The 26,168-nt window shown below is 40.3% G+C and carries 20 protein-coding genes and 1 pseudogene; 15 read left to right on the plus strand and 6 right to left on the minus strand.

Annotated elements, in window-relative coordinates; translation table 11 throughout:
• Positions 1-200 precede the first annotated feature (200 nt).
• The gene (locus ACVC7S_RS02285) at positions 201-2,483 is read right to left on the minus strand and encodes a Xaa-Pro dipeptidyl-peptidase (RefSeq protein ID WP_447266027.1); all 2,283 of its coding nucleotides are present in this window, start codon (positions 2,481-2,483) and stop codon (positions 201-203) included.
• A 410-nt stretch (positions 2,484-2,893) separates the two neighbouring features.
• Between ACVC7S_RS02285 and ACVC7S_RS02290 the strand changes: the two genes are divergently transcribed.
• The 9 genes from ACVC7S_RS02290 (at position 2,894) to sdbB (ending at position 14,195) form a co-directional block, all read left to right on the plus strand.
• Positions 2,894-5,995: a DNA polymerase III subunit alpha gene (locus ACVC7S_RS02290; protein ID WP_447266028.1), complete on the plus strand. Its 3,102-nt coding sequence runs from the start codon at positions 2,894-2,896 to the stop codon at positions 5,993-5,995.
• An 80-nt stretch (positions 5,996-6,075) separates the two neighbouring features.
• Entirely contained in the window at positions 6,076-7,083 is a 1,008-nt protein-coding gene (gene pfkA / locus ACVC7S_RS02295) for a 6-phosphofructokinase (RefSeq protein WP_447266029.1), read from the plus strand.
• Between the two features lie 66 nt (positions 7,084-7,149).
• Entirely contained in the window at positions 7,150-8,655 is a 1,506-nt protein-coding gene (pyk, locus tag ACVC7S_RS02300; protein WP_447266030.1) for a pyruvate kinase, read from the plus strand.
• Between the two features lie 174 nt (positions 8,656-8,829).
• A complete protein-coding gene (locus ACVC7S_RS02305; protein WP_268705334.1) occupies positions 8,830-10,089 on the plus strand; it encodes a UDP-N-acetylglucosamine 1-carboxyvinyltransferase in 1,260 nt (419 codons plus the stop codon).
• Between the two features lie 15 nt (positions 10,090-10,104).
• The gene (locus ACVC7S_RS02310) at positions 10,105-10,656 is read left to right on the plus strand and encodes a GNAT family N-acetyltransferase (RefSeq protein ID WP_447266031.1); all 552 of its coding nucleotides are present in this window, start codon (positions 10,105-10,107) and stop codon (positions 10,654-10,656) included.
• Complete coding sequence (spxR, locus tag ACVC7S_RS02315) at positions 10,649-11,926, plus strand: CBS-HotDog domain-containing transcription factor SpxR (RefSeq protein WP_447266032.1); 1,278 nt, start codon at positions 10,649-10,651, stop codon at positions 11,924-11,926. Before ACVC7S_RS02310 ends, spxR begins: the two co-directional genes overlap by 8 nt.
• Positions 11,927-11,941: 15 nt before the next feature.
• Positions 11,942-12,802 (plus strand): methionyl aminopeptidase, encoded by an 861-nt coding sequence (locus ACVC7S_RS02320; RefSeq protein ID WP_033629862.1) that lies wholly within the window; start codon positions 11,942-11,944, stop codon positions 12,800-12,802.
• A gap of 127 nt (positions 12,803-12,929) precedes the next feature.
• Positions 12,930-13,637, plus strand: coding sequence for a thiol-disulfide oxidoreductase-associated membrane protein CcdA2 (gene ccdA2, locus ACVC7S_RS02325; protein ID WP_447266033.1), 708 nt, complete (start codon positions 12,930-12,932; stop codon positions 13,635-13,637).
• Positions 13,638-13,649: 12 nt separating this feature from the next.
• Positions 13,650-14,195, plus strand: a complete 546-nt coding sequence (sdbB, locus tag ACVC7S_RS02330) for a thiol-disulfide oxidoreductase-associated lipoprotein SdbB (RefSeq protein WP_000755591.1) — start codon at positions 13,650-13,652, stop codon at positions 14,193-14,195.
• Positions 14,196-14,224: 29 nt separating this feature from the next.
• On the opposite strand, the gene pbp3 is transcribed toward sdbB, so the two are convergent.
• A complete protein-coding gene (gene pbp3, locus ACVC7S_RS02335) occupies positions 14,225-15,466 on the minus strand; it encodes a D-alanyl-D-alanine carboxypeptidase PBP3 (RefSeq protein WP_447266034.1) in 1,242 nt (413 codons plus the stop codon).
• Between the two features lie 105 nt (positions 15,467-15,571).
• Here pbp3 and ACVC7S_RS02340 point away from each other — a divergent pair, with 105 nt between their 5' ends.
• The 5 genes from ACVC7S_RS02340 (at position 15,572) to ffh (ending at position 20,398) form a co-directional block, all read left to right on the plus strand.
• Complete coding sequence (locus ACVC7S_RS02340) at positions 15,572-16,681, plus strand: AI-2E family transporter (RefSeq protein ID WP_000489820.1); 1,110 nt, start codon at positions 15,572-15,574, stop codon at positions 16,679-16,681.
• 238 nt (positions 16,682-16,919) lie between these two features.
• A complete protein-coding gene (gene tuf, locus ACVC7S_RS02345) occupies positions 16,920-18,116 on the plus strand; it encodes an elongation factor Tu (protein WP_061409157.1) in 1,197 nt (398 codons plus the stop codon).
• A 142-nt stretch (positions 18,117-18,258) separates the two neighbouring features.
• Positions 18,259-18,591: a putative DNA-binding protein gene (locus ACVC7S_RS02350; RefSeq protein ID WP_447266035.1), complete on the plus strand. Its 333-nt coding sequence runs from the start codon at positions 18,259-18,261 to the stop codon at positions 18,589-18,591.
• Positions 18,592-18,593: 2 nt separating this feature from the next.
• A complete protein-coding gene (locus tag ACVC7S_RS02355) occupies positions 18,594-18,809 on the plus strand; it encodes a hypothetical protein (RefSeq protein WP_004240067.1) in 216 nt (71 codons plus the stop codon).
• A 17-nt stretch (positions 18,810-18,826) separates the two neighbouring features.
• Positions 18,827-20,398, plus strand: a complete 1,572-nt coding sequence (ffh, locus tag ACVC7S_RS02360; protein WP_316717341.1) for a signal recognition particle protein — start codon at positions 18,827-18,829, stop codon at positions 20,396-20,398.
• An 83-nt stretch (positions 20,399-20,481) separates the two neighbouring features.
• Here the strand turns inward: ffh and ACVC7S_RS02365 are convergent, their stop codons facing one another.
• The 4 genes from ACVC7S_RS02365 to ACVC7S_RS02380 all read right to left on the minus strand — a co-directional run bounded on the left by ACVC7S_RS02365 (position 20,482) and on the right by ACVC7S_RS02380 (position 25,033).
• A complete protein-coding gene (locus tag ACVC7S_RS02365) occupies positions 20,482-21,480 on the minus strand; it encodes a sensor histidine kinase (protein ID WP_247929658.1) in 999 nt (332 codons plus the stop codon).
• Positions 21,464-22,153: a response regulator transcription factor gene (locus ACVC7S_RS02370; protein ID WP_084943602.1), complete on the minus strand. Its 690-nt coding sequence runs from the start codon at positions 22,151-22,153 to the stop codon at positions 21,464-21,466. Before ACVC7S_RS02370 ends, ACVC7S_RS02365 begins: the two co-directional genes overlap by 17 nt.
• A 62-nt stretch (positions 22,154-22,215) precedes the next feature.
• Complete coding sequence (locus tag ACVC7S_RS02375) at positions 22,216-24,270, minus strand: FtsX-like permease family protein (protein WP_447266036.1); 2,055 nt, start codon at positions 24,268-24,270, stop codon at positions 22,216-22,218.
• Positions 24,260-25,033: an ABC transporter ATP-binding protein gene (locus ACVC7S_RS02380; protein WP_447266037.1), complete on the minus strand. Its 774-nt coding sequence runs from the start codon at positions 25,031-25,033 to the stop codon at positions 24,260-24,262. The genes ACVC7S_RS02375 and ACVC7S_RS02380 overlap by 11 nt, the downstream gene beginning before the upstream one ends.
• A gap of 201 nt (positions 25,034-25,234) precedes the next feature.
• Here ACVC7S_RS02380 and ACVC7S_RS02385 point away from each other — a divergent pair.
• A pseudogene (locus tag ACVC7S_RS02385) lies at positions 25,235-26,168 on the plus strand (hypothetical protein); the annotation flags it as partial.

Consider the following 26,168-nt stretch of genomic DNA (forward strand, 5'->3'; position numbering starts at 1 on the left):
TGACACATGTTGGTTGGATGTTAGTATCTTTTGTCCAAGGTTCATCTAGAGGCTTATAAAAAGCTCTTATTTGAACTGGATTTGATACGAAGTTTATGTTTAGTTGGACTGTTCACGTGGAAATCCTTGGTTATAGGAAGTTAAATGGATAATTTGACTGCCTTTTCCTTGGAATACTTCCATATTGAAAGTCTGGCACATTATACCTTTTGACAAGGTATACTAAGAGTAGACTGTTCAAGATCGACAGTAAGCTGGTAAGCGGTATTGTCGCGTATAGTGATTTCAAAGTCAGTCGTATAGAGGACTAAACGGAGAGTATCTCCTTCTTTTAACTTGTAAATAGTTGGTTGTAGTTCAAGTTGCACATCCATCCATTCATCTGCAGTAATATCCTCTACTAGGAGTAAATCTTTCCTATTTTGAAGATTGAGGTAGCCTTTAGTGATGACACGTTGGGCACTTGGATTGAAAGGTAGTTCCAAGAGATTTTCAAGCATGTGGTAGCGTCCGTTGTCAATGGTTCTAGCACTTAAAACCGCTGGATAAGGCTGTAGGTATTTCTTTTGCCCAAGTTCGAGCAGTTGGGCTGATAAGAGCCCCTTGTTTGTACTTGATTTGATACGAAGTTTCATCTCTGCTCGACCATTTAAGTGTATGTCTTGACTTACTGGAAGGTCAATGGTGATCTGATTGGCTTTTCCTTGGTAAAGTTCTGTGTTAAAGGTCTGGTAAGTCTTGCCATAACGCTCAAAATCTTCTTGTTCATAGTGGTTCTGAATCACTTGTTCTTCAGTTCCAAGTGAGAAAGTATGCAATTCATCTTGCTTGCCAAAGTCATCAAGACTCTGCCATGTTTGAGGTTCGGTATTGTCTTGCCAGATAACAGTAGGAAGCTGATAGTCTGATGCAAGTCCTAACAATTTCTTACTTAACAAGGCATTCATGGACTCGCGGAAGTCAATCGACTGCCAGTTATTCATATAAACATGGGCACCATGATGGAAAAAGAGGTGCTTGTTGATATGAGCTGGAAGAGCATGAAACATCTGGTAAACATGAAGTGGTTTGACGTTCCAATCCTGAGAACCATGCGTAAAGACTACCTCAGCTTTAACCTTGTGAGCATTGAGTAGATAGTTGCGGTCATGCCAAAACTGATTGTAGTCACCAGTCTTGCGATCTAATTGTTCTTTTACCTTTTCTAAATCCGCTTTGTGGGCTTCATTAGCACGGATATAGTCACCGGCTAAGAGATTGCGGGAGTAGGTTAATTCAGCAAGTGAGTCAAAATCCTCACCTGGATAACCTCCAGGGCTGGTTACCAGGCCATTTTCACGATAGTAGTTGTACCAAGAGGAAATACCTGCTTCTGCGATAATCACTTCCAAGCCATCAACTCCAGTGGTCGCAAGACCATTGGACATGGTACCTAGATAAGAAAGGCCAGTTGTGGCAACTTTGCCATTGGACCAATCAGCCTTGACCTCACGCTTGCGCGTGTGATCCGTAAAGGCACGGCAACGTCCATTGAGCCAATCAATGACATTTTTATAGGCCTCAATCTGCAGGTAGTCACCGTTAGTCATCAGACCTTGGGAATCTTTGGTGCCAACACCCGATACATAGAGATTGGCAAATCCACGTGGGAGGAAGTAGTCATTGAGTGTGTAAGAGCTATTGATATGAGATAGCTTTTCTTCAGCTTCTGAGACGACTTCTGCTTGACCATGAGGTTCAACTAAATTCAGCTTAGGTTCCTCAAGTTCAATGGTGTGGGGAGGTTTGACCTCCAAGTCTCCTTCCATCTTGTAGAGAGCCTTGTCGCTGGCTTTGTCGTTGGTTCCTTGGTGATAAGGGCTTGCAGTCATAACGGCTGGAATCTGCCCATCATAGCGAGGACGAATAATACTGACCTTGACTAAATCAGGAAGACCGTCTTTATCAGTATCCACACGACTCTCTACATAAACAACTTCACGAATGACATCATGACTAGAGAAGGTTGCCAAGCTCTTACCGTTAAAGTAGTGGTAGTGATTGTCTTCTGCAATAAGTCCATCACTAACAAGTTGGTCGATGAGCGTATTCCCCTTTTTGGTTCGAGTATTGAGCAAATGGTAGAGATTTTCAATCAAATCTCCATAAATAATAGGAAATCCAGTTTCTTTACGGAATTGTTCAGCATCCTCAAAGTCAATAAGATAATTGAAGCCTAAAAGTTGAAAAACTACGGTATAGAAAATATCAGCTGTCAGCTCTTTATCAGACTGAAAGAAGGTAAGTAGATCCGTTTCTCTATCTGCAGCTAGGGTAGATAGAGCGTAATCGGTATTAGTATAGGTGAAGAAACTCCAACGAATGAAGTCTTCAAACTGTCTTTTTATAGGCAGTTTAGATGATAGCTTCAAGCCAAGACTCTCGAGTTCATCTAATAGTTGAGAACGAGGAGTGGGCAAGTAGCTGAATTGATTAAAACGCATGGCGCTCTCCTTTGAAGTGATAAATTTATTATATCAAAAAAAGAGGAAAAATGGAATAAATAAACTCAAATGAAATAAATTTAAAAAATAAGAATGAACTTTAAGCAAGTTATTATAAAATATTGAATAAATCTTCTAATTAAAAGCCGCCTTGAAGATATTTATATGTAAATTTGCATAAGGAATATTATTTCAATATTCGTCACTTAGCATAAAAATGTCCAAAATTACTATTAAAAATATTATAAGATATAGATATTTTATTCTTCTTAATTTTCATTTTCAAGAAACATAATGGATGAACAGTTGAAAAAATTTCAACAAGGTTTTGAAAGAAAGAGTCTGAGCCAGTTCATTATGGAACTTAAAATGGTATAATAGTACTATATTTAAAGCAAGGAGGAGATGGAATGATTGCACAACTCGATACCAAGACTGTTTACAGTTTTATGGAAAGTGTGGTTTCGATTGAAAAATATGTACATACAGCTAAAGATTATGGCTATTCTCACCTTGCTATCATGGATGTGGATAATCTCTATGGAGCCTATCACTTTATAGAAGTGACTCGAAAATATGGAATCCAACCTTTAATTGGTCTCGAAATAACCTTGATTATAGACGAGAAGGCGATCTCTTTCCGTTTTCTAGCTCTATCTACCAAAGGTTACCAAGAGTTGATGAAGTTATCCACTTTAAAAATGACTGGACGAAAAAATTGGTCTGACTTTACCAGCCACTTTGAGGATGTTGCTGTTATTGTTCCTTATTATGATGGAATCGATCAGCTGGATTTAGGTCATGATTATTTTATTGGGGTTAGTCCAGATACTCACCAAGAAGTCTTTACCAAACCTATTCTTCCACTGTATCAGGTCAACTCTTTTGAGAAAGAAGACCTACAGGTTTTGCAAATCTTGTCGGCAGTTAAGGATAATGTCAGTCTGAGAGAAGTGGATGTGCATTCACAGCAAGGGATCTTTCTACCAGCCTCAGACTTAGAAGCAAGATTTAAAAATCGCTTTCCACAGGCACTTGCCAATCTTCAAGATTTGATAGAGAATGTTAGCTACCAACTTGATTCAAGTTTAAAACTCCCTCGCTTTAATCCTGAAAGGCCTGCAGTAGAAGAACTTAGAGAGAGGGCTGAACAAGGCTTGATAGCCAAGGGGCTAACTTCCGTTATCTATTATGAGCGACTGAATGAAGAGTTGGCTGTTATTCATGATATGGGCTTTGATGACTATTTCCTAGTTGTTTGGGATTTGTTGCGTTTTGGACGTTCCCAAGGCTACTATATGGGAATGGGCCGTGGGTCTGCTGTGGGTAGTTTGGTGGCCTACTCACTTGATATCACAGGGATTGATCCGGTTGAGAAGAACCTGATTTTCGAGCGCTTTTTAAATCGCGAGCGTTACACCATGCCCGATATCGATATCGACATTCCAGACCTTTATAGACCAGAGTTCATTCGTTATGTTCGTGATCGCTATGGAAGTCAACATGTGGCGCAGATTGTCACTTATTCGACCTTTGGAGCAAAACAAGCAATTCGTGATGTTTTCAAACGTTATGGCGTTCCAGAGTACGAATTAACAAATATTACGAAAAAAATCAGTTTCCGAGATACGCTAACGACGGCCTATGAAAAGAATTTGCAATTTAGACAGGTCATCAATAGTAAGATCGAATACCAAAAAGCTTTTGAGATTGCTCGAAAGATTGAAGGTTATCCTCGTCAGACCTCTATCCATGCTGCAGGAGTCGTCATGAGTGACCAAGATTTGACGGACTACATTCCTCTAAAATATGGTGAGGATATGCTGATCACCCAGTATGATGCTCATGGTGTTGAAGCTAATGGGCTTCTAAAAATGGATTTCCTCGGTTTACGTAACCTGACTTTTGTCCAAAAAATGCAGGAATTGCTTGCGGAGTCAGAGGGTGTTCATCTAAAAATCGAAGAGATTGACCTGGAAGACAGTGAAACTTTAGCCCTCTTTGCAGCTGGAAATACGAAAGGTATTTTCCAATTTGAACAACCAGGAGCCATTCGACTCTTGAAACGGGTGAAACCACAAGTCTTCGAAGAAGTGGTAGCAACAACATCTCTCAATAGACCAGGTGCTAGTGATTATATCGATAACTTTGTAGCTCGAAAGCACGGCAAAGAAAAGGTGACAGTGCTGGATCCTGCCTTGGAAGACATCCTGTCATCAACCTATGGTATTATGCTCTATCAGGAGCAAGTCATGCAGGTAGCTCAGTGCTTTGGAGGATTCAGTCTTGGCAAAGCCGACATTCTCAGACGTGCCATGGGTAAGAAAAATGCCAAAGAGATGCATCTGATGAAGGAAGATTTTATCGCTGGTGCAGTTAAACTCGGTCATTCAGAAGAGAAAGCCAACCAAGTTTTTGCCGTTATGGAAAAGTTTGCAGGTTATGGATTTAATAGATCCCATGCCTATGCCTACTCAGCCCTTGCTTTCCAACTTGCTTATTTTAAAACCCATTATCCTGCTATTTTCTTTCAAGTCATGTTGAATTATTCGAGCAGTGATTATATTGTAGATGCTCTTCAGATGGGATTTGATGTAGCGCATTTAGCAATTAACAGCATTCCCTATCATGATAAAATCACCCAAAAGACAATCTATCTTGGTTTGAAAGCCATTAAAGGGATGCCGAGAGATTTTTCTTATTGGATTATTGAAAACCGTCCCTTCTCAAGTGTTGAAGATTTTGTCACACGTCTTCCCAAGAATTACAAAAAACTATCGCTTTTGTCTCCTTTGATTGAACTGGGGCTCTTTGATGACTTTGACAAAAATCGTCAGAAAATCCTAGTGAACCTACCTAACTTATTTGTTTTTGTTGAGGAGTTGGGTGGTCTCTTTGCAGATGCAAGCTATAGCTGGACTGAGGCGGATGATTTTACGGAAGCAGAGAAATTTTACAAGGAGCAGGAACTAATCGGGGTTGGTATCAGCGCTCATCCTTTGCAAACACTTGCCAAACAGGCCCTTTATCCGACAACGCCCATTGCTACTCTCACTGAGGGGTGTCAAGCAACACTTCTAGTTGAAGTGCAAAAAATAAAAGTCATTCGAACTAAGAAAGGCGAGAATATGGCTTTTCTACAGGTTCACGATAGTAAGTCTAAACTGGATGTGACTGTATTTTCAGATCAGTATCGAAAATTCGCTTCCATCTTATCTGAAGGGAAATTCTACTACATCAATGGCAAAGTTCAATCCCGAGATGGTCGTCTGCAAATGATTGCACAAGATTTGAAAGAAGCAGTGGCGGAACGATTCTGGATTCAAGTTAAAAATCACGACAACGATAAAGAAATTTCAACTATCTTAGAACAACATAAAGGCTCTATTCCTGTTATTATCAGGTATGTTGAGGAAGAAAAGACAATTGTTTCCTCCCAACATTTTGTAAAAAAAGACCCAGTTTTACAGGAAAAATTAGAGGGAATTGTTATGAAAACGATTTATCGCTAAAAATACGGAAAATAGAAGAATTTTCCAATTAAATGTGGTATAATCAGTAAGAATGTTAAAAGAAAAAGGAGCATAACCAAATGAAACGTATTGCTGTTTTGACCAGTGGTGGAGACGCCCCTGGTATGAATGCTGCCATCCGTGCGGTAGTTCGTCAAGCAATCTCAGAAGGAATGGAAGTATTTGGTATCTATGATGGATACGCAGGTATGGTTGCCGGTGAAATCTATCCACTTGATGCTGCTTCAGTAGGAGACATCATTTCACGTGGTGGTACTTTCCTTCACTCTGCTCGTTACCCTGAGTTTGCACAACTCGAAGGTCAACTTAAAGGGATTGAGCAATTGAAAAAACACGGTATCGAAGGAGTCGTAGTTATCGGTGGAGACGGTTCTTATCACGGAGCTATGCGCTTGACGGAACATGGGTTCCCAGCTATCGGACTTCCAGGAACTATTGATAACGATATCGTTGGTACGGACTTCACAATCGGATTTGATACTGCAGTTACTACTGCAATGGATGCGATTGATAAGATTCGTGATACATCATCAAGTCACCGTCGTACTTTCGTTGTTGAGGTAATGGGACGTAACGCTGGTGATATCGCTCTTTGGGCAGGTATCGCAACTGGTGCTGACGAAATCATCATCCCTGAAGAAGACTTCAAGATGGAAGATATCGTAGCAAGCATCAAAGCTGGTTATGAACACGGTAAGAAACACAACATTATCGTCTTGGCAGAAGGTGTTATGTCTGCAAATGAGTTTGGTAAGAAACTTAAAGAAGCAGGAGATACTAGCGACCTTCGTGTTACTGAACTTGGTCACATCCAACGTGGTGGTTCACCAACCGCTCGTGACCGTGTATTAGCATCACGCATGGGTGCACACGCTGTTAAACTCCTTAAACAAGGAATCGGTGGTGTCGCTGTTGGTATCCGTAACGAGAAAATGGTTGAAAACCCAATTCTTGGAACAGCAGAAGAAGGAGCTTTGTTTAGCCTAACAGCTGATGGTAAGATCGTTGTTAACAACCCACATAAAGCTGATCTTGAACTTTCTAACTTAAACAAGAGCTTGTCCTAATCAACTTTTATTAATCTAGTAAAATGACCAAAAAGGTCGAATTATATAAAGGAGTCACAAAAAATCATGAACAAACGTGTAAAAATCGTTGCAACCTTGGGTCCTGCGGTAGAAATCCGTGGTGGTAAAAAATTCGGTGATGACGGATACTGGGGAGAAAAACTTGACGTTGAATCATCAGCAAAAAATATTGCGAAATTGATTGAAGCTGGAGCAAACACTTTCCGTTTCAACTTCTCACACGGTGACCACCAAGAACAAGGTGACCGTATGGCAACTGTTAAACTTGCTGAAAAACTTGCAGGTAAAAAAGTTGGTTTCCTTCTTGATACAAAAGGTCCTGAAATCCGTACTGAATTGTTCGAAGGAGATGCAAAAGAGTACTCTTATAAAACTGGTGAAAAAATCCGTGTTGCAACTAAGCAAGGTATCAAATCAACTCGCGATGTGATTGCTTTGAACGTTGCTGGCGCTCTTGATATCTATGATGACGTTGAAGTTGGTCACCAAGTTTTGGTTGACGATGGTAAACTTGGTCTTCGTGTTTTCGCAAAAGACGATGCAACTCGTGAATTTGAAGTTGTAGTTGAGAATGATGGCGTTGTTGCAAAACAAAAAGGTGTAAACATCCCTAACACTAAAATTCCTTTCCCAGCTCTTGCTGAACGTGATAACGACGATATCCGCTTCGGTCTTGAGCAAGGTATCAACTTCATCGCGATCTCATTTGTACGTACTGCTAAAGACGTGAATGAAGTTCGTGCAATCTGTGAAGAAACTGGAAACGGACATGTTCAATTGTTCGCGAAAATCGAAAACCAACAAGGTATCGATAACTTGGATGAGATCATCGAAGCTGCTGATGGTATCATGATCGCTCGTGGTGACATGGGTATCGAAGTACCATTCGAAATGGTTCCAGTTTACCAAAAAATGATCATTACTAAAGTGAATGCTGCTGGCAAAGTTGTTATCACTGCAACAAACATGCTTGAAACAATGACTGAGAAACCACGTGCAACTCGTTCAGAAGTATCAGACGTATTCAATGCTGTTATCGACGGAACTGACGCAACAATGCTTTCAGGAGAGTCTGCAAACGGTAAATACCCACTTGAATCAGTAACAACAATGGCTACAATCGACAAGAACGCTCAAACTCTTCTTAATGAATATGGTCGTTTGAACTCAGATACATTCGAGCGTAACTCTAAGACAGAAGTTATGGCTTCAGCAGTTAAAGATGCTACTAACTCAATGAACATCAAATTGGTTGTTACACTTACTAAGACTGGTCACACAGCACGTTTGATTTCTAAATACCGTCCAAATGCTGACATTTTGGCAATCACTTTCGATGAATTGACTGAACGTGGATTGATGTTGAACTGGGGTGTTATTCCAGTAACAACTGAACGTCCTTCAAATACTGACGATATGTTTGATCTTGCTGAAAAAATCGCAGTTGAACAAGGTTTGGTTGAGTCTGGCGACGATATCATTATCGTAGCTGGTGTACCACTTGGAGAAGCTGTACGTACAAACACAATGCGTATCCGTACAGTACGTTAATCTAACTTTTAAAGCCTATCATATCAAGCTCCAAAGCTTGTGTGATGGGTCTTTTTTTTTGTGAACAAAAATAAAAAAAGAGGCAGGAAATAATCAAGAGTAATGGGAAAAAATTGAAAATTATGGTATAATAGAATGAAAAGACCTTTTTAGTAAATTTTGAAAGAGTATAACATGAGAAAAATTGTCATCAATGGTGGACGTCCATTGCAAGGTGAGATCACCATTAGTGGTGCTAAAAATAGTGTCGTTGCGCTTATTCCAGCTATTATCTTAGCAGATGATATTGTCACTTTAGATTGTGTTCCAGATATTTCAGACGTTGCTAGTCTTGTCGAAATCATGGAGATCATGGGGGCGTCTGTTAAGCGTTATGACGATGTTTTGGAGATTGATCCAAGAGGCGTTCAAAACATTCCAATGCCGTATGGCAAGATTAATAGCTTGCGTGCTTCTTATTATTTTTACGGAAGTCTTTTAGGGCGCTTTGGCGAAGCTACGGTAGGACTTCCTGGTGGATGTGATTTGGGTCCTCGCCCGATTGACCTTCACTTAAAAGCCTTTGAAGCTATGGGGGCTAAGGTGAGCTACGAGGGAGATAATATGAATTTATCTGCCCAAGGCAAGGGGCTTCATGGAGCAAGTATTTACATGGACACCGTTAGCGTTGGTGCAACGATTAACACCATGATTGCCGCGGTCAAAGCAAAGGGACGTACTGTCATTGAAAATGCGGCCCGTGAACCAGAAATCATTGATGTGGCTACCCTTTTGAACAACATGGGGGCACACATTCGTGGTGCCGGGACTGATATTATCATTATTGATGGTGTTGAGACACTTCATGGGACTCGTCACCAAGTCATTCCAGACCGTATTGAAGCTGGGACTTATATTTCACTTGCTGCTGCGGTTGGTAAAGGAATTCGTATTAACAACGTTCTATATGAACACTTAGAAGGCTTTATCGCTAAACTAGAGGAAATGGGCGTTCGTATGACGGTCTCTGAGGATAGTATCTTCGTTGAAGAGCAGTCAGACTTGAAGGCAATCAATATTAAAACTGCTCCTTATCCTGGTTTTGCAACTGATTTGCAACAGCCTATCACGCCGCTTTTATTAACAGCTCAAGGCCGTGGAACGATCATTGATACCATTTATGAAAAACGTGTCAACCATGTCTTTGAGTTAGCAAAAATGGATGCGGATATTACGACTACGAATGATCACATTATCTATAAAGGTGGTCGTACCTTGCATGGAGCAAGTGTTAAAGCTACAGATTTGCGAGCAGGTGCCGCTCTTGTGATTGCTGGATTGATGGCTCAAGGCCAGACCGAAATTACAAATATTGAGTTTATCCTTCGTGGCTACTCAGATATCATTGAAAAATTACGTAGTCTTGGAGCAGATATTACACTCGTCGAAGACTAAACCATTGAGGTGATTATGAATATTTGGACCAAATTAGCAATGTTTTCTTTTTTTGAAACGGAGCGCTTGTATTTGCGTCCTTTCTTTTTTAGTGACAGTAAAGCCTTTTATGAGATTGCTTCTGATCCAGAAAATCTGCAATTTATTTTTCCCAGCCAAGCAAGTTTAGAGGAGAGTCAATATGCTCTTGCCAACTATTTTATGAAGGCTCCTCTAGGTGTCTGGGCAATTTGTAATCAAGACAATCAGGAAATGATTGGTTCCATCAAATTTGAAAAAATCGACGAAATCAAGAAAGAAGCAGAAATCGGTTATTTCTTAAAAAAAGATGCTTGGTCGCAAGGTTTTATGACAGAGGCTGTTAGCAAACTCTGTCAACTTTCCTTTGAAGAATTTGGTATAAAACAATTATCCATCATCACTCATCTGGAGAATCAAGCTAGCCAAAAAGTAGCCTTAAAATCGGGATTTAGTCTCTTCCGACAGTTTAAGGGGAGCGATCGCTATACACGAAAAATGAGGGACTATCTTGAATTTCGTTACGTAAAAGGAGATTTCAATGAGTAAACACCAGGAAATTTTGTCTTATCTGGAAGAGTTACCAATTGGGAAGAGAGTTAGTGTTCGTAGTATTTCAAATCACCTAGGTGTTAGTGATGGAACAGCCTATCGGGCTATCAAAGAAGCTGAAAATCGGGGAATTGTTGAGACTCGCCCCCGCAGTGGAACCATACGTGTCAAGTCAAAGAAAGTAGCTATCGAACGGCTAACCTATGCAGAAATCGCAGAAGTGACTAGCTCTGAGGTTTTAGCAGGTCAGGAAGGGTTAGAGAGAGAATTTAGTAAATTTTCTATTGGCGCCATGACTGAGCAGAATATCCTCTCTTATCTCCATGATGGAGGCCTTTTGATTGTAGGTGACCGTACTCGAATTCAACTTTTAGCGCTGGAAAATGAAAATGCAGTCCTTGTAACTGGTGGTTTCCATGTCCAGGACGATGTTCTTGAGTTGGCTAATAAAAAAGGGATTCCGGTTCTGAGAAGTAAGCATGATACTTTTACAGTTGCAACCATGATTAACAAAGCCCTCTCAAATGTTCAGATTAAAACTGACATTTTAACAGTCGAAAAACTCTATCGTCCGAGTCATGAGTATGGCTTTTTGAGAGAAACGGATACAGTCAAAGACTATCTAGATTTGGTACGTAAGAACAGAAGTAGCCGTTTCCCAGTCATTAACCAACACCAAGTGGTTGTTGGGGTTGTTACCATGCGTGATGCGGGAGATAAGTCACCCAGCACAACGCTTGACAAGGTGATGACGCGAAGTATCTTCGTAACAGGTTTGGCAACTAATATTGCCAATGTTAGCCAACGAATGATAGCTGAAGACTTTGAGATGGTTCCCGTTGTTCGAAGTAACCAGACTCTACTTGGGGTCGTAACTCGAAGAGATGTCATGGAAAAAATGAGCCGTTCTCAGGTATCAGCATTGCCAACTTTTTCAGAGCAAATCGGGCAGAAACTATCTTATCATCACGATGAAGTAGTCATTACTGTTGAACCTTTTATGTTGGAGAAAAATGGTGTACTTGCTAATGGTGTCTTGGCTGAAATCCTGAATCACATGACCCAAGACCTTGTTGTTAATAGCGGGCGCAATCTCATCATTGAACAGATGTTGATTTATTTCTTACAGGCTGTTCAGATTGATGATACTCTTCGTATTCAGGCTCGCATTATTCATCATACTAGGCGCTCTGCTATTATTGATTACGATATTTATCATGGTCATCAGATTGTATCAAAAGCAAATGTTACAGTGAAAATCAATTAGAATCTAGGAGAAAAAATGATAACTTTAAAATCAGCACGTGAAATCGAAGCCATGGACAAGGCTGGTGATTTCCTAGCTAGTATCCATATCGGCTTACGTGATTTGATTAAGCCAGGCGTGGATATGTGGGAAGTAGAAGAGTATGTTCGTCGACGTTGTAAAGAAGAGAATTTTCTTCCTTTACAGATTGGCGTGGATGGGGCAGTCATGGATTACCCCTATGCCACCTGTTGCTCTCTCAACGACGAAGTAGCTCACGCTTTTCCACGTCATTACATCTTGAAAGATGGTGACTTGCTCAAGGTAGACATGGTACTGGGTGGTCCGATTGCCAAATCAGACCTCAATGTATCAAAACTCAACTTTAACAATGTTGAGCAAATGAAAAAATACACCCAAAGTTATACTGGCGGTTTAGCTGACTCATGTTGGGCTTATGCGGTCGGTACACCGTCTGAAAAAGTGAAGAACTTGATGGACGTAACCAAGGAAGCTATGTACAAAGGGATTGAGCAAGCAGTTGTTGGCAACCGTATTGGCGATATCGGTGCTGCAATTCAAGAATACGCTGAAAGTCGTGGTTATGGTGTAGTGCGTGATTTGGTTGGTCACGGAGTTGGTCCAACTATGCACGAGGAGCCAATGGTTCCTAACTACGGTATTGCAGGCCGTGGACTCCGCCTCCGTGAAGGAATGGTGCTGACTATTGAACCCATGATCAATACTGGTGACTGGGAAATCGATACAGATATGAAGACTGGCTGGGCTCATAAGACTATAGATGGCGGCCTATCTTGTCAATATGAACACCAGTTTGTGATTACAAAAGACGGTCCTGTTATCTTGACAAGTCAAGGTGAAGAAGGAACGTATTAAAACGAAAGGAGCTTAGCTCCTTTTTTTATATTCAGTTTAGATAAAATAGACAAGCGTAGCAAAGTTGTCACAAATTTTTTCTTTTGTAGTAAAATAGAATTAGAATTTTGAGAAAGTAGGTAATTCGTTGGAGTCGATTATATTTCTAGTATCCGTTTTTTTAGCTGGCATTCTGTCTTTCTTTTCACCCTGCATCTTCCCTTTGCTACCAGTCTATGCAGGTATTTTACTGGATGATCAGGGAAATTCAAAAAGCTTTCGATTTTTCGGAAGAGATGTTGCATGGTCAGGCTTAATTCGGACCTTGTGCTTTATTGCTGGGATCTCCCTCATTTTCTTTATTTTGGGATTTGGAGCTGGTTTCCTGGGGCATATGCTCTATGCTGATTGGTTTCGTTATCTTATGGGAGCAGTCATTATCCTCTTGGGCCTTCACCAGATGGAAATTTTGCATTTCAATAAACTGGAAGTACAAAAAACAGTCACCTTCAAAAAATCACAGTCGAATCACTATCTGTCAGCCTTCTTGCTTGGGATAACCTTTAGTTTTGGTTGGACTCCTTGTATCGGACCGGTTTTAAGTTCGGTCTTGGCTCTTGCAGCTTCAGGAGGCAATGGTGCTTGGCAAGGAGCTATACTAACCTTAGTGTATACATTAGGAATGGCCCTTCCTTTCATTATTTTGGCCTTGGCTTCGGGCTGGATTATGCCCTATTTTAGTAAATTGAAACCCCATATGATTCTACTAAAGAAAATCGGGGGAGCTTTGATTATTTTGATGGGATTATTATTAATGCTAGGGCAGTTAAATGCCTTATCAGGAATTCTTGGATAAAAGGAGAAAAAGATGAAAAAAGTTATTTTTGCTGGATTGAGCCTCATGTCTTTATTTTTGTTGATTGCCTGTGGTGAAAAAGAAACCAAACAGACAAGCAGTCCAAAACAACCCGCTGTACAACAAATCGCAGTCGGTAAGGATGCGCCAGACTTTACCTTGCAGTCTATGGATGGCAAAGAAGTGAAGTTATCAGACTATAAAGGGAAAAAGGTCTATTTGAAATTCTGGGCTTCTTGGTGTGGACCATGTAAAAAAAGCATGCCTGAGTTGATGGAATTAGCTGCCAAACAAGATCGAGACTTTGAAATCTTGAGTGTCATCGCACCTGGTCTACAAGGTGAAAAAACAGTTCAAGACTTTCCAAAATGGTACCAAGAACAAGGATACAAGGATATTCCAGTTCTATATGATACGCAAGCAACTACCTTCCAAGCCTACCAAATTCGTAGTATTCCAACGGAATACTTGATTGACAGTCAGGGTAAAATCGGAAAAATCCAATTTGGTGCTATTAGCAATGCTGATGCAGAAGCGGCTTTTAAAGAAATGAAATAAAGAAAAAATCGCGATTGTTCGCGATTTTTTTATAGTTTTTCATTGATAAAGCGGATGAATTGGTTCCACCAAACTTTTAAGAAGAAGGCTTTTTCAACTTTCTTTTCAGAAACCATTTCAAAAGATGGTTTTTCAGAAGTGAGGTAGCCTTGACCGATCAAATCTTGGTCATCATAGGTTAGAGTACCGACAACCTTTCCTTCTTCCAAAGGAGCAGTTTCTGATTTTGATTTTGGTGTGAATTGAAGAGCTGATGTAGTTCCGCTTCCAACTCGTTGGACAACTGCAATATCTGACTTAGCGACTGCAGGCACGCTGTCTTCTTTTCCATCAAGGACAGTAACCTTACTATCTTTGTAAGATTCACCTTTTTTAACAATAGTCTGAAGGCTAAAGTTTGCAGAGATATAGTCTAAAAGAGAAGAAGTAGCTGTAAATCGTGCATAAGGATTGCCGTTTTGTTGATCGGCATTTAAAACAACTGTAATGATACGCATCCCTTTTTCGACAGTGGTTCCAACGAAAGAAGCTCCTGCCTTATCAGTTGTTCCTGTCTTTAAACCGTCAATTCCTCCTCGGTAGGCTGGCATCCCCTCCAACATAGAGTTAGTTGAGTGGATTTCAAGTCCTGCAAAGGTAGAAGTTGGCTTTTTGGTGATTTCCAAAACCTGCGGATAATCTCGGATGAGGTTACGAGCAACGATGGCAACATCGTAAGCACTAAGTTTATTTTCCTCGTCTTTCTTAGAACCTGGATAGATGTTATCTCCAAGAGTCTCGTTGTTTAATCCAGTTGTGTTTACAATAGTTGCATCTTGGATTCCCCATTCCAAAAGTTTCGCCCTCATTTTGTCAACGAAGTCTTTCTCAGAACCGGCAATCTTTTCTGCTAGCGCAATTGCAGCACTGTTTGCACTGGATACCATTGTAGCCTCTAATAGTTGTTCAACAGTATAATTTCGAGCTTCCATAGGGACGTTACTTGCTTCTGAATTGGTGGTGAGCTGGTATGGATAGTCAGAAATATCAACAGGGGTTGATAGGCTGATGGTTCCTTGTTCCAAGGCCTCATAAACCAAATAGACAGTAACAAGTTTTGTAATAGAAGCAATCTCGACAGGCTGACTCGCATCTTTTTCATAAAGGATTTTTCCTGTTGTTGCTTCAACAGCAATAGCGTGCTTAGCAGCAACATCAAAACTTTGAGCTGAAACAGTAGAGATAGTGCCAAAAGTAAGAAGTGTTAGTAAGGATATAATTATTTTTTTCATATTAGCTTTATTTTATCATAAAGGGAAAAAATATTCTCACTTTTATGCTGAAGCCTTCGTATCTTTTTTTAGAAATATGGTAAAATAGATAGAAGGAGGATAGTTATGTTCCGTAGAAACAAGTTATTTTTTTGGACAGCCGAAATCTTACTATTAACCATTATTTTTTATCTTTGGAGAGAGATGGGGTCCATCATTACTCCCTTTGTCACAGTTATCAATACGATTATGATTCCATTCTTATTGGGGGGATTTTTCTACTACCTGACAAATCCAATCGTAACCTTCTTGGAGAAAAGATGTAAGATCAATCGTTTGATTGGTGTCTTGGTCACTCTTTGCGCCTTGATTGGAGCCATCGTGGTTGGTGTAGTTTATCTCTTACCTATTTTGATCAACCAGCTGACAAGTTTGATTATCTCTAGCCAAAATATCTACAGCAGACTGCAGGATTTGGTTATTGATTTATCAATGAATCCTATTTTCCAAAATATTGATATCCAAAAAACCATTCAACAGTTAAATCTATCCTATGTCGATATTCTCCAAAATATCCTTAATAGCGTTAGCAATAGCTTAGGAAGTGTCCTTTCTGCTTTATTTAGTACGATCCTCATTCTAATTATGACTCCGGTCTTCTTGATCTATTTCCTACTAGATGGCAACAAATTTTTACCGATGTTGGAACGAACAGTTCTCAAACATGACAAGCTGAACCTAACAAGCCTCTTGAAAAATTTGAACGCAACTGTAGCAAGATATATCAGTGGAATTGCGATTGATGCTGTCATAATCGGATGTTTGGCCTATGTGGGTTACAGTGTTATTGGTTTAAAGTATGCCTTAGTCTTTGCTATTTTTTCTGGAATTGCCAATCTGATTCCATATGTTGGTCCAAGTATTGGTTTGATTCCGATGATTATTGCAAATGTATTCACCGATCCTCAACGGATGTTAATTGCAGTTGTCTATATGCTGATTATTCAACAGGTTGATGGCAATATTCTCTACCCTCGTATCGTTGGAGGGGTTATGAAAGTTCATCCAATCACCATTTTAGTCCTTCTCTTACTATCAAGTAATATCTACGGTGTGATTGGCATGGTAGTAGCAGTACCTAGCTATTCTATCTTAAAAGAAATTACTAAGTTCTTTGCGAAATTGTATGAAAATCATAAGGAAGCCAAAGAACAAGAAAAAACAGAATCAGTTTAAAAATCAGGGAAACCTGGTTTTTTTACTTATATAAATAAGCTTTAAAACTAAAATATGATAGAACAGAGGATCTTGATAAGAAGCGGAAGAAAGGGATCCCATAAGATTTAGATTAATTAACAAAATATGTGTAAAACACTTGCAATTTAGCTGAAATTTGATAAAATAGTAAGGAAAGTTAGACTGTATTGCCTACTGTCTATCTATAAAATATATTTTATTGGAGGCTTTTACTCAAATGGCAAAAGAAAAATACGATCGTAGTAAACCACACGTTAACATTGGTACTATCGGACACGTTGACCACGGTAAAACTACCCTAACTGCAGCTATCACAACTGTTTTGGCACGTCGCTTGCCTTCTTCAGTTAACCAACCTAAAGACTATGCGTCTATCGATGCTGCTCCAGAAGAACGCGAACGCGGTATCACCATCAACACTGCGCACGTTGAGTACGAAACTGAAAAACGTCACTACGCTCACATCGACGCTCCAGGACACGCGGACTACGTTAAAAACATGATCACTGGTGCCGCTCAAATGGACGGAGCTATCCTTGTAGTAGCTTCAACTGATGGACCAATGCCACAAACACGTGAGCACATCCTTCTTTCACGTCAGGTTGGTGTTAAACACTTGATCGTCTTCATGAACAAAGTTGACTTGGTTGACGACGAAGAGTTGCTTGAGTTGGTTGAAATGGAAATCCGTGACCTTCTTTCAGAATACGATTTCCCAGGTGATGACCTTCCAGTTATCCAAGGTTCAGCTCTTAAAGCTCTTGAAGGTGACACTAAGTATGAAGACATCGTTATGGAATTGATGAACACAGTTGATGAGTACATCCCAGAACCAGAACGTGACACTGACAAACCATTGCTTCTTCCAGTCGAGGACGTATTCTCAATCACTGGACGTGGTACAGTTGCTTCAGGACGTATCGACCGTGGTACTGTTCGTGTCAACGACGAAATCGAAATCGTTGGTATCAAAGAAGAAACTTCAAAAGCAGTTGTTACTGGTGTTGAAATGTTCCGTAAACAACTTGACGAAGGTCTTGCCGGAGATAACGTAGGTGTTCTTCTTCGTGGTGTTCAACGTGACGAAATCGAACGTGGACAAGTTATCGCTAAACCAGGTTCAATCAACCCACACACTAAATTCAAAGGTGAAGTCTACATCCTTACTAAAGAAGAAGGTGGACGTCACACTCCATTCTTCAACAACTACCGCCCACAATTCTACTTCCGTACTACTGACGTTACAGGTTCAATCGAACTTCCAGCAGGTACTGAAATGGTAATGCCTGGTGATAACGTGACTATCGACGTTGAGTTGATCCACCCAATCGCCGTAGAACAAGGTACTACATTCTCTATCCGTGAGGGTGGACGTACTGTTGGTTCAGGTATGGTTACAGAAATCGAAGCTTAATTCGATTTAGTTCCCAGAAGAACAATTATTTAAGTCAGACACTAAAAGAATCTTGCTTTGCAAGGTTCTTTTTTTCATTCAAATGATCTTAGAAGGCCTTCTAGTATAGCGATATGATAGATTTTTTGGTATAATAGAGGTTATGGAAATCGAAAAAACCAATCGCATGAATGCGCTTTTTGAATTTTATGCTGCGCTTTTGACAGATAAGCAGATGAATTATATTGAACTCTACTATGCAGATGATTACAGTCTTGCGGAGATTGCTGAAGAGTTCGGTGTCAGTCGACAAGCTGTCTATGACAATATCAAGCGGACAGAAAAGATTTTAGAAGACTATGAGATGAAATTGCACATGTATTCAGACTACATTGTTCGCAGTCAGATTTTTGATCAGATCTTAGAGCGTTATCCAAAGGATAATTTTTTACAGGAGCAGATAGAAATTTTAACAAGCATTGATAATCGGGATTAATCATGGGCAGTGTAGTTATTTATCAAGGATTACCTTGCAAACTATTAGCCGCAGAGGAACCATTTCCTACTCGACTACAGATTATCTCGCCCAATGATATCTCCAAAGCTATGCAAATAGGTTTTAGCTGTTGGGGATATCCAAATGAAATCATGAAAGAAATCACACCCGAAGAACTTGAGTGTTTGCAACATTTCGGACGATTTCCACTGAATTGAGTAAATAGGAGAAAAAAATGGCATTTGAAAGTTTAACAGAACGTTTGCAGAACGTCTTTAAAAATCTACGCAAAAAAGGAAAAATTTCTGAGACTGATGTCCAGGAAGCGACCAAAGAGATTCGTTTGGCCTTGCTGGAAGCCGACGTTGCTTTGCCTGTTGTAAAGGACTTTATCAAGAAGGTTCGTGAACGTGCAGTCGGACACGAGGTCATTGATACCCTCAATCCAGCCCAACAGATTATCAAAATCGTTGATGAGGAACTCACAGCTGTTTTAGGTTCCGATACGGCAGAAATTATCAAGTCCCCAAAAATTCCAACCATTATCATGATGGTCGGTTTGCAGGGGGCTGGTAAAACAACATTTGCTGGTAAGCTGGCTAATAAACTCAAGAAGGAAGAAAATGCTCGTCCTTTGATGATTGCTGCGGATATTTATCGTCCAGCAGCTATTGATCAGTTGAAAACACTTGGACAACAAATTGATGTTCCTGTCTTTGCACTTGGAACAGAAGTACCAGCTGTTGAGATTGTTCGCCAAGGTTTGGAGCAAGCACAGGCCAATCACAACGACTATGTCTTGATCGATACGGCAGGGCGTTTACAAATCGATGAACTTCTTATGAATGAGCTTCGTGATGTTAAAGCACTGGCTCAACCAAACGAAATCCTCCTTGTCATTGATGCCATGATTGGTCAGGAAGCGGCTAATGTTGCCCGTGAGTTTAATGCTCAGTTAGAAGTGACTGGGGTTATTCTTACCAAGATTGATGGGGATACTCGTGGTGGTGCGGCTTTGTCTGTTCGTCACATCACTGGTAAACCTATCAAGTTCACTGGTACGGGTGAAAAGATTACAGATATTGAAACCTTCCACCCAGACCGTATGTCAAGCCGTATCCTTGGTATGGGGGATATGCTGACCTTGATTGAGAAAGCTTCTCAGGAATACGATGAGCAAAAAGCCCTTGAAATGGCTGAGAAGATGCGCGAAAACACCTTTGATTTCAATGATTTCATTGATCAATTGGATCAGGTGCAAAACATGGGGCCAATGGAAGACTTGCTCAAGATGATTCCAGGTATGGCCAACAATCCAGCACTTCAAAACATGAAGGTGGATGAGCGACAGATTGCGCGCAAACGTGCCATCGTGTCTTCGATGACTCCTGAGGAGCGTGAAAATCCTGATTTGTTAAATCCAAGTCGTCGCCGTCGTATCGCTGCAGGTTCAGGAAATACCTTTGTCGAAGTCAATAAATTCATCAAGGACTTTAACCAGGCCAAACAGCTCATGCAAGGTGTCATGTCTGGGGATATGAACAAGATGATGAAGCAGATGGGAATCAACCCAAATAACCTTCCAAAAAATATGCCAAATATGGGAGGGATGGATATGTCTGCCCTTGAAGGCATGATGGGACAAGGTGGAATGCCGGATATGTCAGGTCTCGGAGGAGCAGGCATGCCAGACATGAGCCAGATGTTCGGTGGCGGACTCAAAGGTAAAATCGGCGAATTTGCCATGAAACAGTCTATGAAACGTATGGCCAACAAAATGAAAAAAGCGAAGAAAAAACGTAAATAAAAAAGGAAAGCAGAAGTGCTTTCCTTTTTGATATAAAATATGTGCTTTCTATGATTAGGCAATTTTCCTAATCGAAACATTTACTAAATAGAAAGAGAGATTTCAAATCCATGCATCCATTCGGATTTTACTGCGATGTCGATTTTTAAAGCATCTGCTAATTGTTTGACAAGATAGAGACCCATGCCTGTTGATTTTTTCCTTGTCTCACCTGAATCACCTGTAAATCCTTTTTCAAAGATATGAGGGAGGTCGCAAGCTTTAACTCCACACCCATTATCCCTAATAATCAGACTTTTGCGCCCCTTGTCACTTGACATAGAAATCTTGAGTTCTGGCTTGTCAGAACTATATTTAAGGGAATTGGCTAGGATTTGAGAGAGGATAAATTCAAAACTGCGTTGATCGGTGTAGTAGTTTCCCTGTATATTTTCTAGCTGAATCGTAAAATTCTTTTCTTTAAGCAAGGGATCAAAGTTTTCCAAAAGATCCTGAATACACTCTTGGAGGTCGACATCTTCAAATAGAAAATCATTTTTTTCACTTTTAACCCTGTAATAGAATAGTATCTGTGATACATTTCCTTGGATTTGATTTTTTACATAGTCTAACTTAAAAGCTGTATTCTTTGGCAGCTGGTCACTTTGGTTATCTAAAAGGAGGGAAAGAAGCGATAGAGGGAGTTTGATTTCATGAGCCCATTTTTCAACATAGTCCTCGTACTCGGCTAGTAATGAGTTGAGTTTTCCTATTTCCGCCTGCCTTTGGTAAAGCGCATTTGCTATTTCTTTGATGCTTTCTTTCTCTGAGTCACTTGATAAACGCAATAATTCCAGCTCCGTATCCATCTTAGGATTGGCTATGAAAGCCTTATAAGTAGCTACTTTTTTTCTTTCTTTTCTTATAAGTAGGAATGATAGGATAAAAAAGAGAAGGACTGTAGCTATAAGATAGAGAAAGATGAGAGCTTGAAACATTCTCACATCTGAGAGCCAAAGCAGAATCGCTGTGAATAGATCAAATGCTAAAAGAACAAGTAACCAGGGCAGATAGGTAGCCAAATATTTAAGATTCTGTTTCATCTTGCCTTTCCTCTTCCAATTTGTAACCGATGCCTCTGACGGACTTGACTTGAAGCGCAATGCCAGCCTGTTTCATCACCTTTTTGAGCCTTGCAATATTTACTTGAAGAGCATTTTCATCGATGAACTCAGTTGTGTTCCATAGTTTCATACTTAGTTCTTCTTTTGTGACGACAGGAGCATTAGTAACCAATAAGGTTTCCAACAATTTCCCTTGATTTTGGGGGAGTAAAATCGAGTGTCCATTGATATAAAGGGTATAGGTCTGTCTATCCAGCAGAAAATTATCTTTTTCAAGTAGATTTTGTCTGCCTTCATAGCGTTTCAAGATATTTTCTATACGTGCCAAAAATCTTTCTTTCTTGAAAGGCTTTGTTAAGTACTCGTCTGCCCCTAATTTCAGGGCGTAGATTTCATCTTTTAATTGTTCACGAGAGGTGAGAATCAATATGGGCACAGAGCGTTTGGACTTGAGATTTTTACAAATTTGAAAACCTGTTTCTCCCGGCAAATTCAAATCCAGTATGATTAGATCCGTATCGTATTGCAGCACTTGCTGGCTTGTATCTTTGAAGTCAGTCAACTTATCAACTTGATAACCCGCTTTCTCTAACAAGATGACAATTTCATCTCGAATCAAGGCTTCATCTTCAATTACCAGAATATGCTTCATATCGGTTCCTCCTTTTCCTATTTTATTCTACCCTATTCTACCTTATTCTACCTTATTCTACCTTATTCTTCTCTTTTGGGTTCCATTAAGGACAACAAGTACTTGTTGCTATTTTTCTTTACAATTCTGATATAGATGACTTCAAATCCAGCTAACAGCAGTACTATCAGCATAGCTGTCATAAATTTCTGCCCCATGGCCATTCTTGCACTAGCCGGTACTATTCCTGTGAGGAGGGAGCTCACTCCGAAGCTACTACTGAGAAGTGCAAGGGCTATTGGCAGACCGAAATACCAGTTGATTTGTTTTTCTGACGATTTACAAAGAGTTTCGTAGTTAGCTCCAAGATGGATCAAGGTTTGATATCGTCTGTAGGATTGTCTTTGTCCCATCAAAAACTGGACGCCGATGATTGTATTTGCAACGACAAGGAAAATGATTGCCAGATAAATAGTAATATAGCTAGCAGAGATAATGTAAAATAATTGTCTTCCCATATTTTGTATATAACTTTCATAGCCAAGAGAAGTTTGATTCAGCTTTTCATTTGTATCTGAGATAGCTCTCATCAGGCCTTTTTCCTTGACTAGCTCAGGAGCCAAGATACCGCTGACATAGTTCGAATAGTGACCGTCTGTATAGTTCATAAAGACTTCATCTGTGACTATGAGGGCAACAGAGAGGGTGATTTCACGATCCGTTACAATCGGTAAAGACTGTACTTCGCCAATCAATTTTATATCATTTCCCATGACGTTGATTTGAGGATTTGTCTTTAGGACAGAGTTAACCAAGTTCTCATCAGGGAGAAAATCTTTTCCCATATACAAGTAGGCTTCCTTACTAGTTAATTCTAAAGGAGGGAGATTGGCAGCTTTTCTAAGTTCATTGTATTCGGAAACTGGTATGAGGTGGGAAGTAGTAGACTGTTTAAATCTTTGGAGCAAAATTTCCTTGTTCTTGCTGCCTTTTTGCTTTTTCAACTCATTGATGATCTCTTCGAAGGACACGGACTCGTTTTCTTTTGGTTTCCCGACTTTGATTTGTAGAATCTTTGAGAACTGTGATGCTAGTCCTTCTGCTTCAAGCTCTTTTTTAACTGTATTCACATCAAGATTTTCATCTGTATCCTGCTTGCTATCTCTGAATGTATAATCCAATACGTGGATTTGATTGCCTGAATTGCCACTTGCAATTGCAACACCTGCTCCAAAGAGGCACAAGGCAGAGAAGATTAAGAGGGAGCAGATGGCCAGTATAGTTGAGCGCTGGATAACTAATTCTTGAATCTGTCTAAAATTATAGGCATGAAGTTTTCGAATGCTTCCAAGCTTAACCAAAAAGTCTATAAATAAACGCATACCAAAGAAGAGTAGGATAGTTCCCAGAGTTCCTAAGAGAACGGTGATGCCCATTGTTATGACATTTTCCCAAGCTCTTCCACTCATACCCATGTAATAGGCTGTTCCAAGAAGTAAAATTCCTAGGACAGAAGCAAGAAGGTACACCCCCTTGGGGAGTAGTTTCTTCATCCCAGAAGGAGAATAGGCAAGAAGATCTCCGATTTCCTTATTGGCCGTCTTTGCACTTAAAAGGACAAAAACAGCTAATTTTACGGCTAGGAAGCCGATGACTGTATAGACTAGAGCTGTGGTAGATAGAGAAAATTGATGTTCAATAATCCCTAGTCCCACAATTTTAGCGGTTATTAGGCTGATTAGTTCCGAAATTAAGATGGCAATAGGAAGGCCTATTCCAAGAGCAAGGATGCTATTTCTCAAATCCTCGAGTAGGAGAAGTAAGAACAGTTTACCTCTTCGCATTCCCAGTGTGAGATAGACACCAAATTCATGTTTTCTTCTTTCCATCTGCATACTGCTTGCGAAGTAGACTAGAAAAAAGAGGATAAAGAGTGTTGCTACATAAAGAATAGGAATCATGCTAAAGAGTTTATTTACAGCATCACTTTCTATTTGTTTGAGAAAGATCATCACATCTTGATGAGACAAAGAAAGTATGATGTAAAAGGAGATAATAGAAAGAACCATGGAACTGAAGTACAAGCCATTATTCTTTCGATCTCTCTTGCTATTTCTTGAGACTAGTTTAGAAAACATTTCCATCACCTCCAGCCAGGGCAGCCATGACCTTTAGTATTCTGTGATAGAAGTCTTCTTGACTTTCTCTTGGATAATCACGACGGATTTCATGGAATAGTTTTCCGTCTTGGATAAACAAGATGCGGTTGCAAAAGCTGGCTGCGACGGAATCGTGGGTCACCATGAGAATGGTGGTTTCTTCCACTTGATTCATTTCGGATAATTTTTGCATCAAAATGGTCGCATTTTTTGAATCCAAAGCCCCAGTGGGCTCATCCGCAAATACAATCTTAGGGTCTAAAATCAAGGCACGAGCAGCAGCTACCCTTTGACGTTGACCACCTGATAATTGAGATGGGAACTTATTCAGAAGTTCAGAAATATCCAGATACTGGGAAAGCAATTCTAATCGAACCTTGCTTTCGTTAGCATCGACCTTGTGCAAAGACAAGGGGAGTAAAATATTTTCTTTGGCTGTAAGATTGTCCAAGAGCTCAAAATTCTGGAAGAGATAACCAATTTCCTTGCCACGATAATCAGCTAACTGGTTCCCTTTTAACTGACCTAAATCTTTTCCTTGCATTTGAATAGAGCCATCAGTTGGCTTTATGATTGTAGCGAGACAGTTAAGAAGGGTTGTTTTTCCAGAACCGCTACTCCCCATAATTCCTAAGAACTCACCTTTTACAACCTGAAAAGATATGCCATCCAAGGCTTTGGTAATATTGGGCTCTTTCCCATAATGCTTTTTTAATGATTCTACTCGTAAAATGGTTTCCATGTGAAACACCTCCATCTTTTGTTACTTTCATTATAGTATGAATCAGAGTAGAATAACACTTACGGATGATGTAAGAAATCTTTATCGTTAACTTCTATAGTCGGTTTATTGGACTTATACTTATTATATTATAGCATGATTTTAGGGATTTAAAAGGTCACAAGCTACAGCTATGATCAGCTTTCCAATCTAGTGGAGCGCATGACCAGCCTCGGAGACAAGGAGACCTATACCTACAATGTCAATAACCAGCTCGAAAAAGTAACCAAGTCCGATGGGAAAACCATCAGCTATGACTACAACAAGCTGGATCAACTACTCAAGGTGGAGTACTCTGAAAAGCAAGAGGGTCAAGTCCTCTACACCTATGATGCGGATGGCCGTCGGGTGTCAATGAGTGACCTGACAGGAACTAGTCAGTACGCGACCAACGAAGAAGGCGAGATTACTGGTGTTCGTCAAGGAGATGGTAGCCTGATCCAGTACGAGTATGATGCTTATGGCAATATCTCGAAGATGATTTACCCAGATGGCAGTACGGTATCTTACACTTACGATGAACTGGATCGCCTGACTTCCGTGACAGATGTCAAGGGACAAAAGACCAGCTATAGCTACAACACAGCAGGAGATCTGACGGAGGTTGTTCGAGGAGATGGGACCAAGAGCTTCTTGACCTATGACAAGGATCACCGCCTCACCGAACTCCGTCACATGGACAAGCAGGATAAGCTCATCTCTAGCTATGGCTATGAGTATGACGATGGAGGCTATATCGCCAAGGAAACCATCAAGCAGGATGGCGAAATCCTAGCTCATACCTATACTTACGATACTCTGGGTCAAGTGGAAAATATGACCGTATCGGATGCATCTGGTAAGGAACTCTCCAAGCTCTCTTACACCTATGACCTAGCGGGTAATAAACTGACTAGTAGCGAGACAGTCGATGGTAAGGAGAGCCAGACACGCTTTACCTATGATGACCATAACCGCTTGACCAAACTGGAAGGGCCAGATGGTACCATCACCTATACCTACGACAAGAATGGCAATCGCATCGCTTCTGAGAAGAACTCAGAGAAGCTAGACTACATCTACGATACAGAGAATCGCTTGCTTGCGATCAAGGACA

It is taken from the genome of Streptococcus sp. Z556 (assembly GCF_053010225.1).